Annotated in this window: 19 protein-coding genes; 8 read left to right on the plus strand and 11 right to left on the minus strand. The window is 46.6% G+C overall.

The genetic code is table 11. The features are described 5' to 3' along the window. Positions 1–84: 84 nt before the first annotated feature. Positions 85–969 (plus strand): EamA family transporter RarD, encoded by an 885-nt coding sequence (gene rarD / locus K0H61_RS15950; protein ID WP_220050450.1) that lies wholly within the window; start codon positions 85–87, stop codon positions 967–969. Between the two features lie 53 nt (positions 970–1,022). Here the strand turns inward: rarD and K0H61_RS15955 are convergent, their stop codons facing one another. From K0H61_RS15955 to radC, 5 genes are all read right to left on the minus strand, one after another. After that, positions 1,023–1,541 (minus strand): PH domain-containing protein, encoded by a 519-nt coding sequence (locus tag K0H61_RS15955; RefSeq protein WP_220050451.1) that lies wholly within the window; start codon positions 1,539–1,541, stop codon positions 1,023–1,025. 107 nt (positions 1,542–1,648) lie between these two features. Beyond that, positions 1,649–2,968, minus strand: a complete 1,320-nt coding sequence (argA, locus tag K0H61_RS15960; RefSeq protein WP_220050452.1) for an amino-acid N-acetyltransferase — start codon at positions 2,966–2,968, stop codon at positions 1,649–1,651. A gap of 325 nt (positions 2,969–3,293) precedes the next feature. Beyond that, entirely contained in the window at positions 3,294–3,467 is a 174-nt protein-coding gene (gene rpmG, locus K0H61_RS15965) for a 50S ribosomal protein L33 (protein ID WP_006079871.1), read from the minus strand. A 6-nt stretch (positions 3,468–3,473) separates the two neighbouring features. After that, positions 3,474–3,710 (minus strand): 50S ribosomal protein L28, encoded by a 237-nt coding sequence (gene rpmB, locus K0H61_RS15970; protein ID WP_006079870.1) that lies wholly within the window; start codon positions 3,708–3,710, stop codon positions 3,474–3,476. A gap of 122 nt (positions 3,711–3,832) precedes the next feature. After that, positions 3,833–4,510: a RadC family protein gene (gene radC, locus K0H61_RS15975; protein ID WP_220050453.1), complete on the minus strand. Its 678-nt coding sequence runs from the start codon at positions 4,508–4,510 to the stop codon at positions 3,833–3,835. Positions 4,511–4,632: 122 nt separating this feature from the next. On the opposite strand from radC, the gene coaBC reads away from it, so the two are divergent. The 5 genes from coaBC to folE all read left to right on the plus strand — a co-directional run bounded on the left by coaBC (position 4,633) and on the right by folE (position 9,953). Continuing rightward, positions 4,633–5,847, plus strand: a complete 1,215-nt coding sequence (gene coaBC, locus K0H61_RS15980) for a bifunctional phosphopantothenoylcysteine decarboxylase/phosphopantothenate--cysteine ligase CoaBC (protein WP_220050454.1) — start codon at positions 4,633–4,635, stop codon at positions 5,845–5,847. Continuing rightward, the gene (gene dut / locus K0H61_RS15985; RefSeq protein WP_220050455.1) at positions 5,848–6,306 is read left to right on the plus strand and encodes a dUTP diphosphatase; all 459 of its coding nucleotides are present in this window, start codon (positions 5,848–5,850) and stop codon (positions 6,304–6,306) included. Between the two features lie 31 nt (positions 6,307–6,337). Further along, complete coding sequence (gene slmA / locus K0H61_RS15990; RefSeq protein WP_220050456.1) at positions 6,338–6,931, plus strand: nucleoid occlusion factor SlmA; 594 nt, start codon at positions 6,338–6,340, stop codon at positions 6,929–6,931. Positions 6,932–7,055: 124 nt separating this feature from the next. After that, a complete protein-coding gene (locus K0H61_RS15995) occupies positions 7,056–9,038 on the plus strand; it encodes an alpha/beta hydrolase family protein (RefSeq protein WP_220050457.1) in 1,983 nt (660 codons plus the stop codon). 264 nt (positions 9,039–9,302) lie between these two features. After that, entirely contained in the window at positions 9,303–9,953 is a 651-nt protein-coding gene (gene folE, locus K0H61_RS16000) for a GTP cyclohydrolase I FolE (RefSeq protein ID WP_220050458.1), read from the plus strand. A gap of 131 nt (positions 9,954–10,084) precedes the next feature. Here folE and pyrE read toward each other — a convergent pair whose 3' ends face one another. Both pyrE and rph read right to left on the minus strand, forming a co-directional pair. Continuing rightward, complete coding sequence (gene pyrE / locus K0H61_RS16005) at positions 10,085–10,732, minus strand: orotate phosphoribosyltransferase (RefSeq protein ID WP_220050459.1); 648 nt, start codon at positions 10,730–10,732, stop codon at positions 10,085–10,087. Between the two features lie 89 nt (positions 10,733–10,821). Then, positions 10,822–11,535, minus strand: coding sequence for a ribonuclease PH (gene rph / locus K0H61_RS16010; RefSeq protein ID WP_011624329.1), 714 nt, complete (start codon positions 11,533–11,535; stop codon positions 10,822–10,824). Positions 11,536–11,746: 211 nt separating this feature from the next. Here rph and K0H61_RS16015 point away from each other — a divergent pair, with 211 nt between their 5' ends. Beyond that, positions 11,747–12,610: a YicC/YloC family endoribonuclease gene (locus K0H61_RS16015; protein WP_220050460.1), complete on the plus strand. Its 864-nt coding sequence runs from the start codon at positions 11,747–11,749 to the stop codon at positions 12,608–12,610. A 95-nt stretch (positions 12,611–12,705) separates the two neighbouring features. Here the strand turns inward: K0H61_RS16015 and yjjG are convergent, their stop codons facing one another. Continuing rightward, positions 12,706–13,419: a pyrimidine 5'-nucleotidase gene (gene yjjG / locus K0H61_RS16020; RefSeq protein WP_220050461.1), complete on the minus strand. Its 714-nt coding sequence runs from the start codon at positions 13,417–13,419 to the stop codon at positions 12,706–12,708. Between the two features lie 241 nt (positions 13,420–13,660). On the opposite strand from yjjG, the gene K0H61_RS16025 reads away from it, so the two are divergent. Continuing rightward, positions 13,661–14,317 carry a sulfotransferase gene (locus K0H61_RS16025; protein WP_258405968.1) on the plus strand — a complete coding sequence of 219 codons (657 nt, stop codon included), beginning with the start codon at positions 13,661–13,663 and terminating at the stop codon, positions 14,315–14,317. Between the two features lie 20 nt (positions 14,318–14,337). Here the strand turns inward: K0H61_RS16025 and K0H61_RS16030 are convergent, their stop codons facing one another. The 3 genes from K0H61_RS16030 to K0H61_RS16040 form a co-directional block, all read right to left on the minus strand. After that, on the minus strand, positions 14,338–15,762 hold the full coding sequence (locus K0H61_RS16030; protein ID WP_220050463.1) for an MFS transporter: 1,425 nt from the start codon (positions 15,760–15,762) through the stop codon (positions 14,338–14,340). A gap of 137 nt (positions 15,763–15,899) precedes the next feature. Then, entirely contained in the window at positions 15,900–16,964 is a 1,065-nt protein-coding gene (locus K0H61_RS16035; RefSeq protein ID WP_220050464.1) for an aminoglycoside phosphotransferase family protein, read from the minus strand. Next, on the minus strand, positions 16,957–17,826 hold the full coding sequence (locus tag K0H61_RS16040; protein WP_220050465.1) for a nucleotidyltransferase family protein: 870 nt from the start codon (positions 17,824–17,826) through the stop codon (positions 16,957–16,959). Before K0H61_RS16040 ends, K0H61_RS16035 begins: the two co-directional genes overlap by 8 nt. Positions 17,827–17,940 lie beyond the last annotated feature (114 nt).

The following is a 17,940-nucleotide window of genomic DNA, read 5'->3' on the forward strand; positions in this document are numbered from 1 at the left end:
GTAACGAAATCTCATTAGTTCAACGCTTGAGTCAACCATCGGACACACCTACAATCGCCGTTTTGTTGTCCTTTGAAGAAGCCCATGCCAGAGAATGAATACCGTAAGGGAATACTCCTCGCCATCAGTGCCTACTGTATGTGGGGAGTCGCACCCTTATATTTCAAACTGATCCATCAAGTTTCCCCCACCGAAATACTACTGCACCGCGTGATTTGGTCATTCGTGTTTATGGTGATCATCATGCTGTTTATTGGAGGATTCGAAAAAGTTCGCCAAGTATTAAAGCAACCAAAACAACTGCTAGTGTTATGCCTAACGTCCATCATCATCGCCGCTAACTGGTTGATTTTTATCTGGGCAGTGAATAACGATCATCTGCTCGATGCTAGTCTTGGTTACTTTATCAATCCATTATTAAACGTATTACTTGGGATGGTGTTTTTAGGGGAAAGATTGCGTAAGCTGCAATGGTTTGCAGTCGCGCTGGCAAGTGCTGGCGTTGTGATCCAATTAATTTCGTTTGGCTCAATCCCAATCGTTTCTCTCGCGCTAGCCGGCACTTTTGGGGCCTATGCGTTAATGCGCAAAAAGGTCAATGTGGATGCCAAATCGGGGCTATTAATCGAAACGGCGATCCTTATGCCAGTAGCATTAATTTATCTACTGAGCACCTTAGATACCGCGAGTGCCAATATGGCGACCAACGATTGGCAGTTAAACCTAATGTTAATTGCCGCAGGGATTGTGACCACGATTCCATTGTTGTGTTTCGCCGGAGCTGCGGTGCGTATTCCGCTGTCGATACTGGGGTTTTTCCAATATATCGGCCCAAGTATTATGTTTATCCTCGCTATTACACTCTTTAATGAGCCCTTCGATATCGAGAAAAGCATCACCTTCGGCTTTATCTGGTGTGCGCTACTGGTGTTCACCTTTGATATGGCTTACAAACGTAAATCGGCTTGAGCCGAGTGACGTTTCCGTTGGAATTGTGACTCCAAAGGTCAGTGCCTCTGGCACTACTTTTGGAGTTGCTCAATAAAACGCTTTCCCTCTGGTACCGATAACAACAAGCTATACCCCTTAGTGGTTGGCAACAGCACCAATTCTGCTCTATCCGTCAATGCCACAAATGCTTTGCCCTTATTGTGCAAATTAAACCAACCTAATTTAAATCCCGGCATACCAATACCGTTAGTCTTAAAGCTTGGTTTTAGCCCAGCATCCTGTTTCAAATCAACAATTCGAGCCTGATCAATAAGCAAATCAGTTCGTGCTAGTTGCACTTTGTAAAAGGGAATATCGAGCTTTAGTTCGTTTTCAGTAAGTTCTATTTCAGCGCGGCTGGATTGGTAAAACACCCAAGCAAAACCAGAAAGCATCACCAACAAAATCCCCAGACTGGCCGATTTTGCGACCTTAGGCATAGGTTTTGCCCACACCATCCAAAGAATGCCGACTAAGCCTAAGAGTAAAACAACAAAACTGAGGATTGAGGTTTGCGTAAGTGGCGCAAGAGCGAAAAATTGAGTCACCATGGTTGGCTGTCTTTTGTGAGGCGTAGAATAAATTTGCCAACAAAGACATATTATGTCAACAAAAATGCCAGCTAAGTGCTGGCATTCAGAAATATTAAAACAATAAATTAAAGATCGAGGGCGAGGATCTTAGAGCGGCGCTGATAGTTATACAGCTGCTTTTTCTTCTGTGGCAGCGCCTCAACATCTTCAATCACAAAACCATGCTCAAGGAACCAGTGAATGCTGCGAGTCGTCAGCGCAAATAAGCGCGAATAACCACGACTACGCGCCTGACCAATGATGTTTTTTAGCAGTAAGCTACCACGGTCAGCATCACGATAATCGGGATGCACTACAAGGCAAGCAAACTCACCGGCATTATCCTCCTCGAAGGGATACAAGGCCGCACAACCTATCACCAAGCCGTCACGTTCAATTAGCATAAACTGCTCGATTTCAATCTCCAATTGTTCGCGGCTACGACGAACGAGAATGCCTTGTTCCTCGAGTGGACGGATAAGATTGAGAATACCGCCAATATCGCTGATCGATGCGCGGCGCAAACGCTCAGCGCTTTCGGTAACGATTTGGGTACCAATACCTTCACGGGAGAAGAGTTCCTGTAGCAGCGCACCATCGTCTAAATAACTAACCAAATGGCAACGGGGTACTCCGTTACGGCATGCATCAATACTGGCCTTAAGAAACGCCATGGTCCCAATGCAGGCTGACCCCTGCTCGGCGAGCTTATTTAAAATGCATTGTGCGTCATTTGGCATTAACTCGGCAATCGCATCGCCATTACGGTCAAGAATTCCGTTCTGCGAACTAAAACCGATCATCTTATCGGCCTTAAGCTTTATCGCAACTTGGGTCGCAATCTCTTCCGCGGTAAGGTTAAAGCTCTCACCCGTTACCGAAGCCGCAATCGGCCCCATCAACACAATACAATGATTATCGAGCTGACGTTTTAACCCCTGCACATCGATACGACGCACTCTACCACTGAGACAAAAATCGACGCCATTATCTACCCCGAGTGGCTGAGCAATCACAAAGTTGCCACTGACTAAGTTGATTTGCGCGCCCTGCATTGGGGTATTGCTTAAACTCATAGATAAACGCGCGGTAATATCAAACTGCAATGCGCCAGCGACCTGCTTAATCACCTTAAGCGAGTCTTCATCCGTGATACGTACACCTTCGTGGTAGGCGGGTTCAATACCGTTGGCGGCCAACGCGGCATCTATCTGCGGCCTTGCGCCGTAAACTAACACCACCTTAATGCCTAAACTGTGCAACAGGGCAACATCATTCAAAATGCTGCGGAATTGATTTTGAGCTAAAGCCTCTCCACCCAACATCACCACAAAGGTTTTTCCCCTGTGGGCGTTTACATAGGGCGCAGAGTGGCGAAATCCATCAACCAGTTCAGTGGTACGCACGCGTTGTTTACACCTCATATTTAAGTTGGCTATACCACAATGGCATGCCAAGAATGATTATCGAAAACTCGCGTATAGTATTGCATTTTAATTCACGTTAAAAGAATTTATTCTCAATAAAATGCGGTTTTATTCTCTAAAATTGCGTATTTTTGCAAAATATTCATAGGTGGAATGACAGAGATTTTTAGCGGTAGAGCAGCGTGAAGATAATTTGAGGTTAGCGCAGATTTATCTCAGCTCGATGACGAAGATCAAAAACCTAAAAAAAGGCCAAAAAAAAGCCCCTTTAGAAGGGGCTTTTCTCGAAACTTGAAAACAAGAATTACTTGATTTTAGCTTCTTTGTAGATAACGTGCTGACGAATTACTGGATCAAATTTTTTGATTTCCATTTTCTCAGGCATGTTACGCTTGTTTTTTTCAGTTGTGTAGAAGTGACCAGTTTTAGCTGTAGAAACTAATTTGATCTTCTCACGATTACCTTTAGCTTTAGCCATGATCTATTACACCTTCTCGCCACGGGCACGAAGTTCAGCAACAACAACTTCGATACCTTTTTTATCGATCAGACGGATACCTTTAGTAGATACACGTAACTGTACGAAACGTTTTTCTTCTTCTAACCAGAAACGGTGGTTTTGCAGGTTAGGTAAAAAACGACGACGGGTCGCGTTTTTTGCGTGCGAACGGTTGTTACCAACCATCGGCTTCTTGCCAGTAACTTGGCATACTCTTGACATGTCAGTCTTCTCCAAAAAACAATTTTAACGCTCGAGCATTAATGTACCTCGTATGGCCGTCGCCCGAGGCACAAAGAGGGCGCATTTTATACACGATCATAGAGGTAAGATCAAGCGTTAGATTAATTAATCCAGCCTCGTTCCGCAAAGGAAACTATCTCTCGATCACCAACAACCATATGGTCCAATAGGGATACGTCTATGGTTGCTAACGCATTTTTTAATCGCTCAGTGATTCGTCTGTCAGCCTGACTGGGCTCGGCGATACCAGACGGATGATTGTGACACACTATGACGGCTGCTGCTTTTTTCTCCAACACTAAGCTCACCACTTCGCGTGGATACACTGAGGCTGAATCTATTGTTCCGCGGAATAATTCGACGAATTGAATCACTCTATGCTGGCTATCCAGCAGCAAAATTGCGAACACTTCATAGGAGCGGTCAGCTAATTGTCTCATTAAATAATCCCGAGTTAAATCAGGATTAGTCAAAACCTGACCTCTCTGCAGGTTTTCCTGTGCCACACGCCTCGCTAATTCAGCCGCGGCCTGAAGCTGCGCGTATTTTACAGGTCCAACGCCCGGAAGTCGACACACCTGATGCTTTGATGCGCAAAGTAAGCCCCTTAAACCACCAAATTCAAGGATTAACGAGCGAGCTAAATCCACTGCATTGAGCCCAGAAAGACCATTACGGAGTAAAACGGCTAATAATTCAGCATCGGTGAGCTGGGCAGCACCCTTTAGCAATAGCTTATCCCTAGGCCCTTCGCCGTCGGGCCAATCCTTAATCGCCATACCACCTCCCTGTCAGTATGTTGAATTTTGGCTTTACAGAGTATGGTCGAGATTTTTGAACTGGGATAATCACGAATTTTTACGGCTTTATGGTATTGTAGTCAGCAATTATTCAATTTCGGATGAAGTCTGTGAGTCTGATAACCAAAAACATCCTATTAGGCATTGGTGGCGGTATTGCGGCCTATAAAAGTGCGGATTTAGTGCGTCGCCTTAAGGATCGCGGCTTCGATGTGCGCGTGGTCATGAGCCAAAGTGCGATGGAATTTATCACCCCATTGACCCTGCAAGCCCTCTCTGGCCATCCAGTAGCGTCAAGCTTGCTCGACCCAGCCGCAGAAGCCGCCATGGGCCATATTGAGCTCGCACGCTGGGCAGACTTAGTCATTATCGCCCCTGCCACGGCGAATTTGCTTGCCCGCATCAATGCGGGAATGGCTGATGAACTCATTACCACGACTTGCCTTGCCACCGAAGCACCGATTGCGCTTTGCCCAGCAATGAACCAACAGATGTACCGCAACGTGGCGACGCAGGCCAATTTAGCTAGCCTTGCTAGCCGTGATTACACCATTTGGGGGCCAGCCAGTGGCAGTCAGGCCTGCGGTGAAGTCGGCCTAGGTCGTATGTTAGAACCACTGGATATTGCTGATCTTGCCGTTCAATTTTTTGCAAAAGACACAGAAATACAACCGTTAGCAGGCCAGTCGGTACTGATTACTGCAGGCCCGACCCGCGAACCTATCGATCCTGTGCGTTATATCTCTAATCACAGCTCAGGCAAAATGGGCTTTGCGCTGGCGAAAGCCGCCGCCGATATGGGGGCTGACGTGACCTTGGTCTCAGGTCCAGTAAATTTAGCCACCCCAGAGGGTGTAAACCGAATCGATGTAGAATCCGCCCAAGACATGCTTAACGCTGTTATGGATATCATTGATAAAAAAGATATTTTTATTGGCTGCGCCGCTGTAGCCGATTATCGTGTTAGCGATGTTGCCAGCAGTAAGATCAAAAAATCCAGTGAAGAAATGCAACTTGCGCTAGTACGGAATCCTGATATCTTAGCCACGGTTGCGAGCCTGCCGAATCGCCCATTTGTGGTTGGATTTGCAGCCGAAACCAATGATGTTGAAACCTATGCCCGCGATAAGCTCAAACGTAAAAATTTGGATATGATCGCCGCAAACGATGTCTCCGTTGCCGGCCTTGGCTTTAACGCCGATGCCAATGCGTTACGGGTATTTTGGCCACAGGGCAATCAAGACTTCCCTGCAACCGATAAACTCACGCTCGCGCAGCAGCTACTTTCGTTGATAGTGAAAGAAAAATATAACTAGATGAAAACACCCATTGAATTAAAGATCCTCGATTCTCGCATCGGCTCCGAGTTCCCATTGCCCACCTACGCCACACCTGGCAGCGCGGGTATGGATCTTCGTGCCATGATAGATACCACCATGACGATTGCCCCGGGCGAAACCCAACTTATCCCAACGGGTATCGCTATCCATGTTGCAGACTCAGGCTTAGCAGCCGTTATTCTGCCACGCTCGGGACTCGGCCATAAACATGGCATCGTACTCGGTAATCTCGTTGGGCTGATTGATTCTGATTATCAAGGCCCATTGATGGTGTCGTGTTGGAACCGTGGTGACACGCCATTTACCTTAGAAATTGGCGATCGTCTGGCACAACTGGTGTTTGTTCCTGTAATTCAAGCGCAATTCAAACTCGTTGATGAGTTCGACAGCTCAGACCGTGGTGAAGGTGGATTTGGCCATTCTGGTACCAAATAAGCCCCATCCCTATTGAGCGAAGGATACTGTAATGGCTGTAAGCCCAAAAATTAATCGTCGTGAACACATTCTGCAATGCCTCGCGCAAATGCTAGAAACCAGCCCAGGACAACGCATCACCACAGCTAAACTTGCCTCAGAAGTTGGCGTGTCGGAAGCGGCACTTTATCGTCACTTTCCAAGTAAGGCGCGGATGTTTGAAGGTTTGATCGAATTTATCGAAGAGTCTTTACTCTCACGCATTAACATCATCATGGATGATGAAAAAGACACTATGAAGCGTTGCCAGCTCGTGCTGCAACTGCTGCTGATTTTCGCCGAGCGCAACCCCGGCATTTCCCGCGTCTTAAACGGTGATGCCCTATTAGGTGAAAACGAGCGTCTACGCAGTCGTATCAGCACCCTATTTGCCAAAATTGAAACCCAGTTAAAGCAAATTCTGCGGGAAAAAACCCTGCGCGAGGGCAAAGGCTTCAACCTCGAAGAAGCGATTCTCGCCAACCTACTGCTCGCCTTTGCCGAAGGCCGCATCGCCCAGTTTGTTCGCAGCGAGTTTAAACTCAAGCCAACACAACACTTCGATGAGCAGTGGCGCTTTATCCAAATCCAGCTTTTGCAAAGCTAATGATTTTTAATAAAAAAGGACGGTAATTACCGTCCTTTTTTATTGTGCTTGCATCTTGTATAGATGATTTGTTTGAATTAACATTCGCGCCATTTTATTAACAATAATTATACAAGGATGTCAGATGAAGCGTTTTCCACTGACTGCTTTAGCTCTGCTTTGCTTACCTTTTACTACAACTACATTAGCAGCTAATACACCAACAGAAGATCAGTCGCTAGCACAATTATTTAGTCGAGGTAGTGAATACTCAAATGTTAAAATATCACCGACAGGCAAATATTTAAGTGCTATTACAAGTGCTGATGGCAAAGATGTACTTGTAGTGTTAAACGCTCAGAACAAAAAACTCATCAATACCGTTTACTTTGCAGGCAACGAGCAAGTTGGAGATTATCAGTGGGCAAGTAGCGAGCGCTTGGTCTTTGAAAAAGTGTACCTTGAAGGTTGGACTGATGTTCCTCAATACTATGGTGAGTTGATGGCAGTGAATGCCGATGGGTCGCGTCAGACCTATCTTTTCGGTTATGACAGTTCCGGGCAGCAAACAGGATCAAACATCAAGAAAAATACCGCGATAAGAGCTACTGCATTTATTCTCGATCCCTTACCTGATGATGAGCAATATATCTTAGTTAATGCTTTACCTTGGAGCGAATCTACTAAACTAGATCATGATTTGCTTCAGGATGTATATCGCGTCGACCTTTTTAAAGGCACTCGTAAGCGAATTACAACTGCACCGATTGGCCAAGCACAATTCATGACTGATCACGAAGGTGAAGTTCGCTTTGTGTCTGGCACTGATATAAAAAACAATTCTAAGCTTTTTTACCGACAAGGAAGCGACTGGGTTAATACCGATAAACTCAATTTCGGTTTGAGCGACCTAACACCAATTTCCTTTACAGATAACAAAAACATTATCTTCGCCCAGGGACGAGAAGGTACTGCTCTCTCAGCTGTCTATCGTTTAAATCTCGAAACAGGTGAAAAAACTAAAATTATCCAAGACAAGGTAGTCGATCCAAGTGGCTTTTGGTTTAATGGTACGAATAAGCAACTCTATGCGGTTGAGTTTGAAAATGGCCACCCGAGTTATGCCTTTGTCGATAATGATGACTCACATGCTAAATTGCTAAAAAGCCTTATTGCAGCTCTCCCCGGTCACCAAGTTCGAATTGTAAGCGAAACACGCGATGGTAGTACCTTTGTAGTTGTTGCATTCAATGACCGTAATCCAGGCGATTACTACACCTTTGATACAAAGAAGCTAAAACTTGCATACCTTGCATCTACCCGAGCTTGGTTGGACCCTGAAAAAATGGCTGAAGTAAAACCGATAAGCTTTACCAATCGTGATGGCCAGACTATTTATGGCTATTTAACACTTCCCAACGGTAAAGAGGCAAAAAATCTACCATTAGTCGTTAATCCCCATGGTGGACCGCACGGCGTTCGAGATTGGTGGGGGTTTGACCCAGAAAATCAATTACTCGCTCAACATGGTATCGCAGTTTTACAAGTTAACTTCCGAGGCTCTGGAGGCTATGGAGATAACTTTAAAGAATTAGGTTATCAAAAATGGGGCTCAGACATTCAATATGACATTATTGATGCAACCAAATATGTCATTGAGCAAGGTTTTGTCGATAAAGACCGTATTTGTATCTCTGGCGGTAGTTTTGGCGGCTACAGCGCACTACAAAGTTCAATACTTGCGCCAGACTTATTCAAGTGCGCGATAGGCACTGCAGGTGTCTATGATTTGCCACTTTGGAAAAAAGACAGTGATGTATCAGAATCTTTCTCAGGGCGACACTATCAAACTGATGCTTTAAGCAATAATCTAGATTTACTCAAATCAATGTCACCTAGTTACAATGTGAGTAAACTCAAGGCAAAATTATTGTTAATTCATGGAGGAGATGATAAACGCGTTCCTATTTCACAACTCGAATCACTCGAAAAAGCCCTAAAAGCCCATAACTACCCTTATCAAAAAATGGTGATGGATAACGAGGGTCATGGTTTCTACAACGATAACCATAGAGCAGAGTATTACGATCAAATGCTAAGTTTCTTAAAAACGAATCTCAAACTTTAGTTTCAACTTAGATAGCGTTATCCATTAGAGATAACGCTATTTTTTAATTTCATTAAGCCGATATCCGATAAGGACTATCGGCTTTTTCATCGGGTTAACAAGCGATTTTTGGTATGAATTATCCGCAATTCGCGCTATCCTCCCCGACCTTATTCTTGCCTTGGCCTGTCCTAGGCAGAAATGGCATGAGGTATACCCTGGCTTTCCTTGGTTTTAGGTGCTAGGTTTCGGTGATAACCGCTACTCGAGTAGTGGAGGATAAAGATGGCATTAAGTGAAGCAGCAGTAAAAGTACAAGCCGCCCTTTTAGAGCGCGGACTGGAAACCCCAATGCTACCTAGCGTGTATACCCCAGAGGAACGCAAGGTCAAGATTGAGCACCATATGAAAGAAATTCTGACGTTAATGTCATTGGATCTTTCGGACGACAGTCTTGTCGACACGCCGCGCCGCATCGCCAAAATGTATGTTGATGAGATTTTCTCAGGCTTAGACTACGAAAACTTCCCTAAAATCACCGTTATCGATAATAAAATGGGCTTCGATGAAATGGTGCGTGTCCAAGATATCAGCCTGACGAGCACCTGTGAGCATCACCTCGTCACTATCGATGGCACCGCAACTATCGCCTATTTGCCTCGCACCAAAATCATCGGCCTGTCGAAGATTAATCGTATCGTGCGATTCTTTGCCCAGCGCCCGCAGGTGCAGGAACGGTTAACTCAGCAAGTATTGGTTGCGCTGCAAACCCTGCTCGAAACCAAAGACGTGGCCGTTAAAATGGATGCGGTGCATTACTGCGTGAAATCCCGCGGCGTGATGGACTCCACTAGCTCCACCACTACAACGGCATTAGGCGGAGTTTTCAAATCCAACCCAGCTACCCGCGCCGAGTTTTTACACCAGTCCAAATAAAATTTGAGCTTTTGTTCTGAGATTTCAGTCAAGCATAAAAAAACGCTGCCATTCTGATGAATCGCAGCGTTTATCTAATTAAATCAAACATTAATTAGTTGACTTGGCAACTCTACAGTAAAGTGAGGCGATTAAGCCTCAATACCATATTGCTCGCGATACTGGCTAACGGCCGCCAATTGCACTTCCATACCAGGCTTTTCTGATAAGTAGCTGATCAAATCAGCAAGTTTGATAATCGCGGCTATGCCACAACCAAAATCGCGCTCAACTTCTTGAATCGCAGACAGTTCACCCTTGCCCTTTTCCTGTCTATCCAGCGCGATTAACACGCCTGCTAGTTGGGCATTGTTCGCTTCGATGATTTCCATCGATTCACGAATGGCGGTCCCTGCGGTGATCACATCGTCCACCAGCATCACGCGGCCTTTAAGCTCACTACCCACTAAACTGCCGCCTTCACCGTGATCTTTTTTCTCTTTACGGTTAAAACAGTATGGAATATCAATATCGTGGTGCTCGCACAGTGCTACAGCAGTGGTAGTTGCAATTGGAATACCTTTGTAGGCTGGGCCAAATAACAGGTCATACTCGATGCCTGAGTCCACTAACGCAGCAGCATAAAAACGACCTAAACGTGCTAAATCACGACCCGTATTGAAGAGACCCGCATTGAAGAAATAAGGACTGATACGGCCCGATTTAAGGGTAAACTCGCCGAATCGCAATACCTGACGCTCTAGGGCAAATTCAATAAACTCACGTTGATAGGCTTTCACAATCTCTCCTTACGACTTTAACGTTTTCTTTTTTATACAGGGTAATTAGATAGCAATAAAAAGCCCCATTACGGGGCTTTTAAAGAAAATTAATTCAATGCAGCTTTCTGTACATCGACGATTTCACGAATGCTGTTCTTGGCTAAACCAAGTAGCTCAATTAATTCTTCGTGGCTGAAAGGCTCACCTTCAGCAGTGCCTTGGATCTCGATAATCTTACCGGTTTCAGTCATGACCACGTTCATGTCGGTTTCAGCAGCACTGTCTTCAACATATTCTAAGTCGCTGATAGCCTCACCGTTGTAGATACCCACGCTGACAGCAGCGATGAGGAATTTCAGTGGGTTAGACTTGATAATGCCCTTGCCACGCGCCCAATTCAGCGCATCCACTAATGCTACACAAGCACCAGTGATAGACGCGGTACGCGTACCGCCATCGGCTTGGATGACATCACAATCGATAACGATAGTGTTCTCACCTAACGCCTTCATATCAACGCAAGCACGGAGCGCACGGCCGATAAGACGTTGAATTTCTTGGGTACGGCCAGATTGCTTACCACGGGCTGCCTCCCTGTCCATACGGCTGTGGGTTGAACGCGGTAACATACCGTATTCTGCCGTTACCCAGCCCTGACCTTGACCTTTGAGGAAACGCGGCACACCTTCAGTAAAACTGGCGGTACAAAGCACTTTGGTTTCGCCAAATTCAACCAATACAGAGCCTTCGGCATGAGCAGTAAACTGGCGGGTAATAGTGATTGGACGGGTTTGTGCTGGCGTTCTGTTACTTGGACGCATGCGAGATTCCTGTATTCTGAGTCATTGAGCTATTTTAGCCACATATTATAGGGATTTGTGCCTGCGGATGCCATGCCTAGGGTCATTCTCAGGTTAATAAGCGCAAACAAACTGACCAAAACGGGCAAGGCGATACCGTATGCCTTTAATCCTTAAGCTATTGACTCTATAATCGCTTCTTATTATGACGATTAATCCATTAGGACAACCCATGATCCAAAGCATGACAGCCTACGCTCGTATCGAGCACAAAGCACAATGGGGCACTGCCTCTTGGGAAATTCGCTCAGTTAACCAGCGTTACCTCGAAACCTACCTACGTCTACCCGAGCAATTTCGTAGCTTCGAACCCGTTCTACGTGACCGCCTGCGTAAACGTCTCAGTCGCGGCAAGGTTGAAGTTAACCTGCGTTACGAATTAGCCGACAACAGCAACAGCGAACTAAAATTAAATCAGAATCTTGCCAAGCAACTGCTCGACGCCGCCAGCTGGCTCAAACAGGAAGTCGGACAGGGCGAAGTGAACCTCACCGACATTCTTCGTTGGCCAGGTGTGCTCGCAAGCTCAGAGCAGGATATGGATGCTATTGGCGCCGAATTGATGGCCGCTTTTGATGCCGCTGTAGACCAATTTATCGAGGCCCGCGGCCGCGAAGGCGCTGCAATCAAAGACATGCTACAAAGCCGCCTAGATGGCGTGGGTGAGCAAATTGCCATCGTCCGTGAGCACATGCCTAAGGTAATGGAGTATCAGCGCGAGAAACTCACCTCACGTCTTGCCGAAATCCAAGGTGAACTCGACCCAGCCCGTATCGAGCAAGAGATGGTGTTACTGGCACAAAAACAAGATGTTGCCGAAGAGATGGACAGACTCGAAGCCCATGTGGCCGAAGCCCGTCGCATCCTCAAAAAAGGGGGCAGCGAAGGTCGCCGTCTCGACTTTATGATGCAGGAATTTAACCGCGAATCTAACACCCTCGCCTCTAAATCTATTAGCACCGAAATTACCGCCGCCGCAGTAGAGCTTAAGGTGTTAATCGAGCAGATGCGTGAACAGATCCAAAACGTAGAGTAATCTTCTCAACAAAATAGCCCTTGTTAAAAGGGCTATTTTCTATTCGCTATATATGCCTATCCAGCTAATTCAACAGAGCGATTCCAACAACGAGACTACAGCATAGAAAACAATTTCTGTTGTAACTCTTGATGGGAGCCAACTTGAAAGTGTGGGCGAATACCGACAGGGGCAGCGTGGCCTTGCACATTGTACCAACAGGTGTGGAATCCCGCATTGAGTCCACCTTGGATATCTGAGTGTAGGTTATCGCCGACCATTAACACTTTCTCCCTCGAGGGATTTCCCATTAGCTCAAGGGCATGTTCAAAGATCCCCACATCGGGTTTAGCTACGCCAACTAATTCCGAAATCACTAAGATATCAAAATGATGCTTGAGGCCAGTTCGCTCTAATCGCACTTGCTGTAATTCAGTAAAGCCATTGGTGATAATGCCTAATTTGGCCTTACCTTGAAGTGCGGCTAGCAGATCAGGCACGCCAGGTAGCGGCACACAAATCTGTGCCATCGCAGCTAAATAAGCGCTATTTAGCGATTGTGGCGTCACACCTAACTTTACAGACCAAGCGGTAAATCGAATGGTCTGTAACTCTGCAGCAGTAATTTTGCCGTCTTGGTAATCGACCCACAGGGGTTTATTCACCAGTTGAAACTCGTCGAAATCCGCTTGGGTAAAATCGATACCAAAGCCCTCGAACATTAACTTAAGACCTGCAAAGGCATCAAAGTGAAACAGGGTTTCATCAGCATCAAATAACACCCACGCATAAGGTGTAGCTGATGGCTGTGTTTGATTTGAGTACGACATAATTATCCCCAAAAGACCGACTTTCTTTGCGCTAAAGTTAGTAAGCCAAGCAACCTGAATGTACGAAAATAAATAATCAAGGGTGAGATACTAAGCCAAATGGAGATAGAGCGCGAATTTTACTCTGCACTTTAAGATGATAGAGAAACCCAAGGCACTGTGCGATATACTGCGCGGGTATTTATCTTCATATATCATCGGGCTTGGCTCACGCTCGACTTCATTTAGGTTTTGCATCCCTATGTCATCCCCCCAAAACAACCAGACTAAAGTCATCATCATAGGCCTGCCTCGTACGGGTACCACAAGCGTGAGCGTTGCGTTATTAGAGCAAGGCTTAAAAGTGGCGCACATGGCCTTTACCAAGGAAGCGTTTTACCTTGCGGATGCGATATCCGATGCGCCCTGCTTTAGTGATTATCGGCAATTAGCCAATATCTTCCCAACCGCGCAATTTGTATACTTGGACCGCGAATTAACCACTTGGGTACCATCGATGCAGATGTTACTGAGTCGTATGCTGCCACACCTCGATGAAAAAAACGGTCGCTTTCATCCGATTATGAAGCGCAGTTTTCGCCATACCTTCGGCGTTGGAAAAATGGAGCATGTGCAGGAGGAGATGCATTTAATCGAGTGCTATCAGCGCCATAAAACCGAGGTGTTTGCGTTCTTTGCTGGACAAACTAACTTTTTAAGTATCGATGTGAGCAAACCTGGCGCACTCGGTGAGTTATTAAGCTTTATGGGGTTGGCGCCAGCTAAGCAACGTGATGATTTTCCGCATCTAAATATTGGCCGTAACGTAGCAAGTTGGGATGAATATAAACATCCCAACAAAATCAGTGCGAATGTCGCAGGCATAGATAAACGTAAGTTCTTCGATTATAAGCTTTAAAAGCCTAACGGATAGTAAAGCTAATCAGGGTTATTTCGACGCTTCACCACAGTTAACCAATCGAGGCTCACACCTGATATCGCATTAAATCCGCGAATACGGAAGATAAGCTGCAGTAGCTGCGGCCTAGGGCGCACTTTGGGTTCGACCGAACGTGGAATAAACCACAGGGTGACCAAGGCCCGCAGAAAGGTCGATACCAAAAACACCACAAAAATCGGGCTGCTTAACCAAGTATTCCAACCTGACCATAGCAAAAACGCCGCCGCATGGGAGGCAATAGCGCCACCCAACATAGCACCACAAAACACCAATCCCGCGCTCAACGCCGCCTGCAGTGCCGCATAGGTCGCAAAGTCACTGCGAAAAGGACGAATATCGTATAAATAGTTAGCCGTGCTTAGGGTAAAGCCACTCCACGCAAGGCCTGAAAAAGCTTGGATCAGCAATATATACAGATAGTTATCCGAAAACAGCCACAGCAGCGGCAAGCTTGGGATCATACAACTGGTAATGATCATGACTAAGCGATTACCGAATTGATCGCTAAAGCGCCCCCAGAATCTCAGGGTAACAAACTGAGTCGCAATCGATGCGACACTCGCCACGACAAATTCGATGTAAGTAAATTTTAAATCTTCCAACATATACACTGCAAAAAACGGCGCCGAAATCGCCACCATGGCCTGCATACCGGCGACGAATAAGCTGTACTGGCGAAAGGTTTTATCCTTCCATGCTTCGCGAAAGTGACTGATGGATTGAACAAAAACACCCCGCTGTTTCGGCTCCCTTGGATCGGGGTCGTGCATTTGCAGTAATAGCCATGCTGAGACAAACCGCCCCATGGCCGCAATTGAAAAGAGCAAGGTAAAACCCAGCCAAGCCATTTGTAGCGAGTCGGTATAGGTCAGAATACCGCCGCCGATAAAGAACACGCTAAGCGATGCGCCCATTGTCAGTCGGGTACGCGCAGCAAAAAAAGCACCGCGGCGGCGCTCAGGGACAATCGAGCCCATCCAAGCCCGCCAATGGGGTTGGATCAGATTCAAAAATCCATGGTAACCGACGGCTAAGGCAATAAAGTACCAGACGACTTGTTCGGGTTTAAAGGCGGCTAATGCCCCCATGGCGAGTACTACCACCGCCTGCAGGGCGGCGCAGAGCACGATAAAAGTGCGGCGGGCAAAATGGCTGGCTAACCAGACGGAGATTAACTGCGAAAATGCGCCGAAAAGTTGTGGTAATCCAGTCACAAAGCCCATTTGCGCGAGACTCGCGCCGAGGAAAATAGCATAGGCATTGAAGAAGTTATCGCTGGTCGCCGTCATCATTGATGAGGCAACCGCTTCCTGCTGCGAACGGCGAAGCGTGCATCTTAGCCATAGATTACGCGCGCTGCGACGCGAATAAGTTAAGTCCGTAGGTACAACAAGGGAGCCCATGCCAAACACAATTCCATATTAGGTTTCGGGGTGATTGAGGCACTGATTATGGTGGAAATTTGCTAAAAACAAAACGCCCCAAACTGAGTTGGGGCATTAAATCGAAGGCATTAACCAAGCAAGTTAAGTGCGATAAATTAAAAACAGGCTTTAAGCTGTACTTGCTGATCGAGCAGGCTCTGATATAGGGTAAATTGATTGGCTGCGCGGTCCAGATTATGGCCTTCACGATGAACATGGAAATACACATCGCCGTTAAGGTAATCCGTTAAAAAACGCACTCCAATCATCAGGCAAATCACCCGTGCACCTAACCACAAACTGTCCTTTTCAATCGCCGTTAGAGTGTCACCTAATTCACTCAAATAACCGCGGCAAATGGCCGCAAAGATGGACTGGCGCACCTTCACGTTATCCAGCGCAGTTGAGTCTTCAGCCTCTGGCGAGCAGAAAGTTCTGACCATATCGCCAAAGTCATACATTAAATGACCCTTCATGCAGGTATCGAGGTCGATCACCGCCATGCTAGACATATCCCGCTTATCGAAAAGCATATTATTGATTTTAGTGTCGTTATGGCAAATGCGTAGTGGTAACTGGGGCGATACTTCGGCCAGCTCATCGAGCAGACTTTGCTGGGAAAACGCAAAATCAACCCACTCACGACAACTCGCGAGGCGATTGGCACGGTCCTTAGCAACAGCCTCCTTTAACATGGCCATACGACCTGGAAGATGATGGAACTGAGGGATTACATCCTCAAGCTGAGTCGCATCAAAATCACTTAAGGCGCAGGCGAAATGCCCAAACGCCTTGGCAGCCATTTCGGCCTCGGCTTCAGATTTTACAACCTCGATACTCAGACTATGGGGCAAGTAACTAATCGCCCTCCAAAATCCTTTGTCACCTAAATCGATTGCCAGCTCACCCTCTTGGGTTAGGCATGGGCTTATCACCTGCAAACCATATTGTTGCGCCAGCGCCTTGGTGCAAAGGTGATGACTGATTTTGTCGGCATTACTGACCAATGCCTGCGGAGTCTTAAACACTTGGGTGTTAATACGCTGTAATACCAGCTCACCCGCGGGCCAACGCACCAAAAGGGTGTCATTGATATGTCCATTACCTAAGGCGGAGATTTTTGCCTCCTCAGCCTCAATTCCAAAGTGCGGCAACACCGACTGCCTGATGAGGTTAATCACCCAATAACTCCAATAATTGCTGTTTTACCCAGACAGTATCCTTTGGATAGGTCACACCGAGCCAAGGCTCGCTGGCCACACTAACAGATACGGGCTCGCCCTGCTCTATTGCCGCCTGCACCACTGCAGGTAAATAACATTCGGCTTGGGATTGCGGCCCCTGTTGTCCGATAAATGCCGCTAATTCACGTTTAATAACATCAAATATGCTTGGGGAGAAGCCCCAACAGGTCATAGACACCAAAGAGTGCGCATCGAGTCGCGTCATTTCCTTCGGTCCTTCACCCACTAATTCATTATTTCGCCAATGGATATTTAGCCACTCTTGTACGGACTGCAGACGATTATCGGCAACTTGGCAGACTCCGCGATTCACCCCACCATGCTCACTCAAAGTTAAAGCTATTGGGTAGGCAACCATCATCCACTCATTCGGGCTTGTCTTAAGTCCAGCAGCTAAACGTGCAAAAGCCCCTTCTCCATAAAAATCATCGGCATTGATCACCGCCATAGGCCCCGACACTAAGTGCCTTGCACTCCATAGGGCGTGGGCCGTTCCCCAAGGTTTAGTGCGTTGTAAGCCAACCAAGCCACCGCAACCTTCTGGTACATCCATCATCGACTGATAGCAAAAGTGCACCTTCGCATTTGGGATAAAATACGCTAATACAACTGAGAACTGCATCTCTAATTCGGGACGAATGACAATAACCGTCCGCGTAAAGCCACAGGCGATAGCAGAGCGAATGGATAACACCAACATAGGCTCACCCGCAGGGCCAAGCGGTGCAAGTTGCTTATCGCCACCGAAACGACGACCTAGGCCTGCTGCCATGATGACTAAAGTCAAATCTGTATTCATCTGGGGTTTATGTTGTGACGGTTGTCTTCCACAACGAATGCAAAAATAAGTCGGCATTCGGTAATAAAAAAGAGGAGCAAAAGTGTAATCTACTCCTCTTAACCTGACTAGCGT

Source organism: Shewanella acanthi (genome assembly GCF_019457475.1).
GTDB lineage: Bacteria > Pseudomonadota > Gammaproteobacteria > Enterobacterales > Shewanellaceae > Shewanella > Shewanella acanthi.

Bases quoted from the DNA above. Each gene is read 5' to 3' on its own strand.
- rarD (WP_220050450.1), top strand. From the start codon at position 85: ATGCCAGAGAATGAATACCGTAAGGGAATACTCCTCGCCATCAGTGCC.
- K0H61_RS15955 (WP_220050451.1), bottom strand. From the start codon at position 1,541: ATGGTGACTCAATTTTTCGCTCTTGCGCCACTTACGCAAACCTCAATC.
- rpmG (WP_006079871.1), bottom strand. From the start codon at position 3,467: ATGGCTAAAGCTAAAGGTAATCGTGAGAAGATCAAATTAGTTTCTACA.
- rpmB (WP_006079870.1), bottom strand. From the start codon at position 3,710: ATGTCAAGAGTATGCCAAGTTACTGGCAAGAAGCCGATGGTTGGTAAC.
- radC (WP_220050453.1), bottom strand. From the start codon at position 4,510: ATGGCGATTAAGGATTGGCCCGACGGCGAAGGGCCTAGGGATAAGCTA.
- coaBC (WP_220050454.1), top strand. From the start codon at position 4,633: ATGAAGTCTGTGAGTCTGATAACCAAAAACATCCTATTAGGCATTGGT.
- dut (WP_220050455.1), top strand. From the start codon at position 5,848: ATGAAAACACCCATTGAATTAAAGATCCTCGATTCTCGCATCGGCTCC.
- slmA (WP_220050456.1), top strand. From the start codon at position 6,338: ATGGCTGTAAGCCCAAAAATTAATCGTCGTGAACACATTCTGCAATGC.
- K0H61_RS15995 (WP_220050457.1), top strand. From the start codon at position 7,056: ATGAAGCGTTTTCCACTGACTGCTTTAGCTCTGCTTTGCTTACCTTTT.
- folE (WP_220050458.1), top strand. From the start codon at position 9,303: ATGGCATTAAGTGAAGCAGCAGTAAAAGTACAAGCCGCCCTTTTAGAG.
- rph (WP_011624329.1), bottom strand. From the start codon at position 11,535: ATGCGTCCAAGTAACAGAACGCCAGCACAAACCCGTCCAATCACTATT.
- K0H61_RS16015 (WP_220050460.1), top strand. From the start codon at position 11,747: ATGATCCAAAGCATGACAGCCTACGCTCGTATCGAGCACAAAGCACAA.
- yjjG (WP_220050461.1), bottom strand. From the start codon at position 13,419: ATGTCGTACTCAAATCAAACACAGCCATCAGCTACACCTTATGCGTGG.
- K0H61_RS16025 (WP_258405968.1), top strand. From the start codon at position 13,661: ATGTCATCCCCCCAAAACAACCAGACTAAAGTCATCATCATAGGCCTG.
- K0H61_RS16030 (WP_220050463.1), bottom strand. From the start codon at position 15,762: ATGGGCTCCCTTGTTGTACCTACGGACTTAACTTATTCGCGTCGCAGC.
- K0H61_RS16040 (WP_220050465.1), bottom strand. From the start codon at position 17,826: ATGAATACAGATTTGACTTTAGTCATCATGGCAGCAGGCCTAGGTCGT.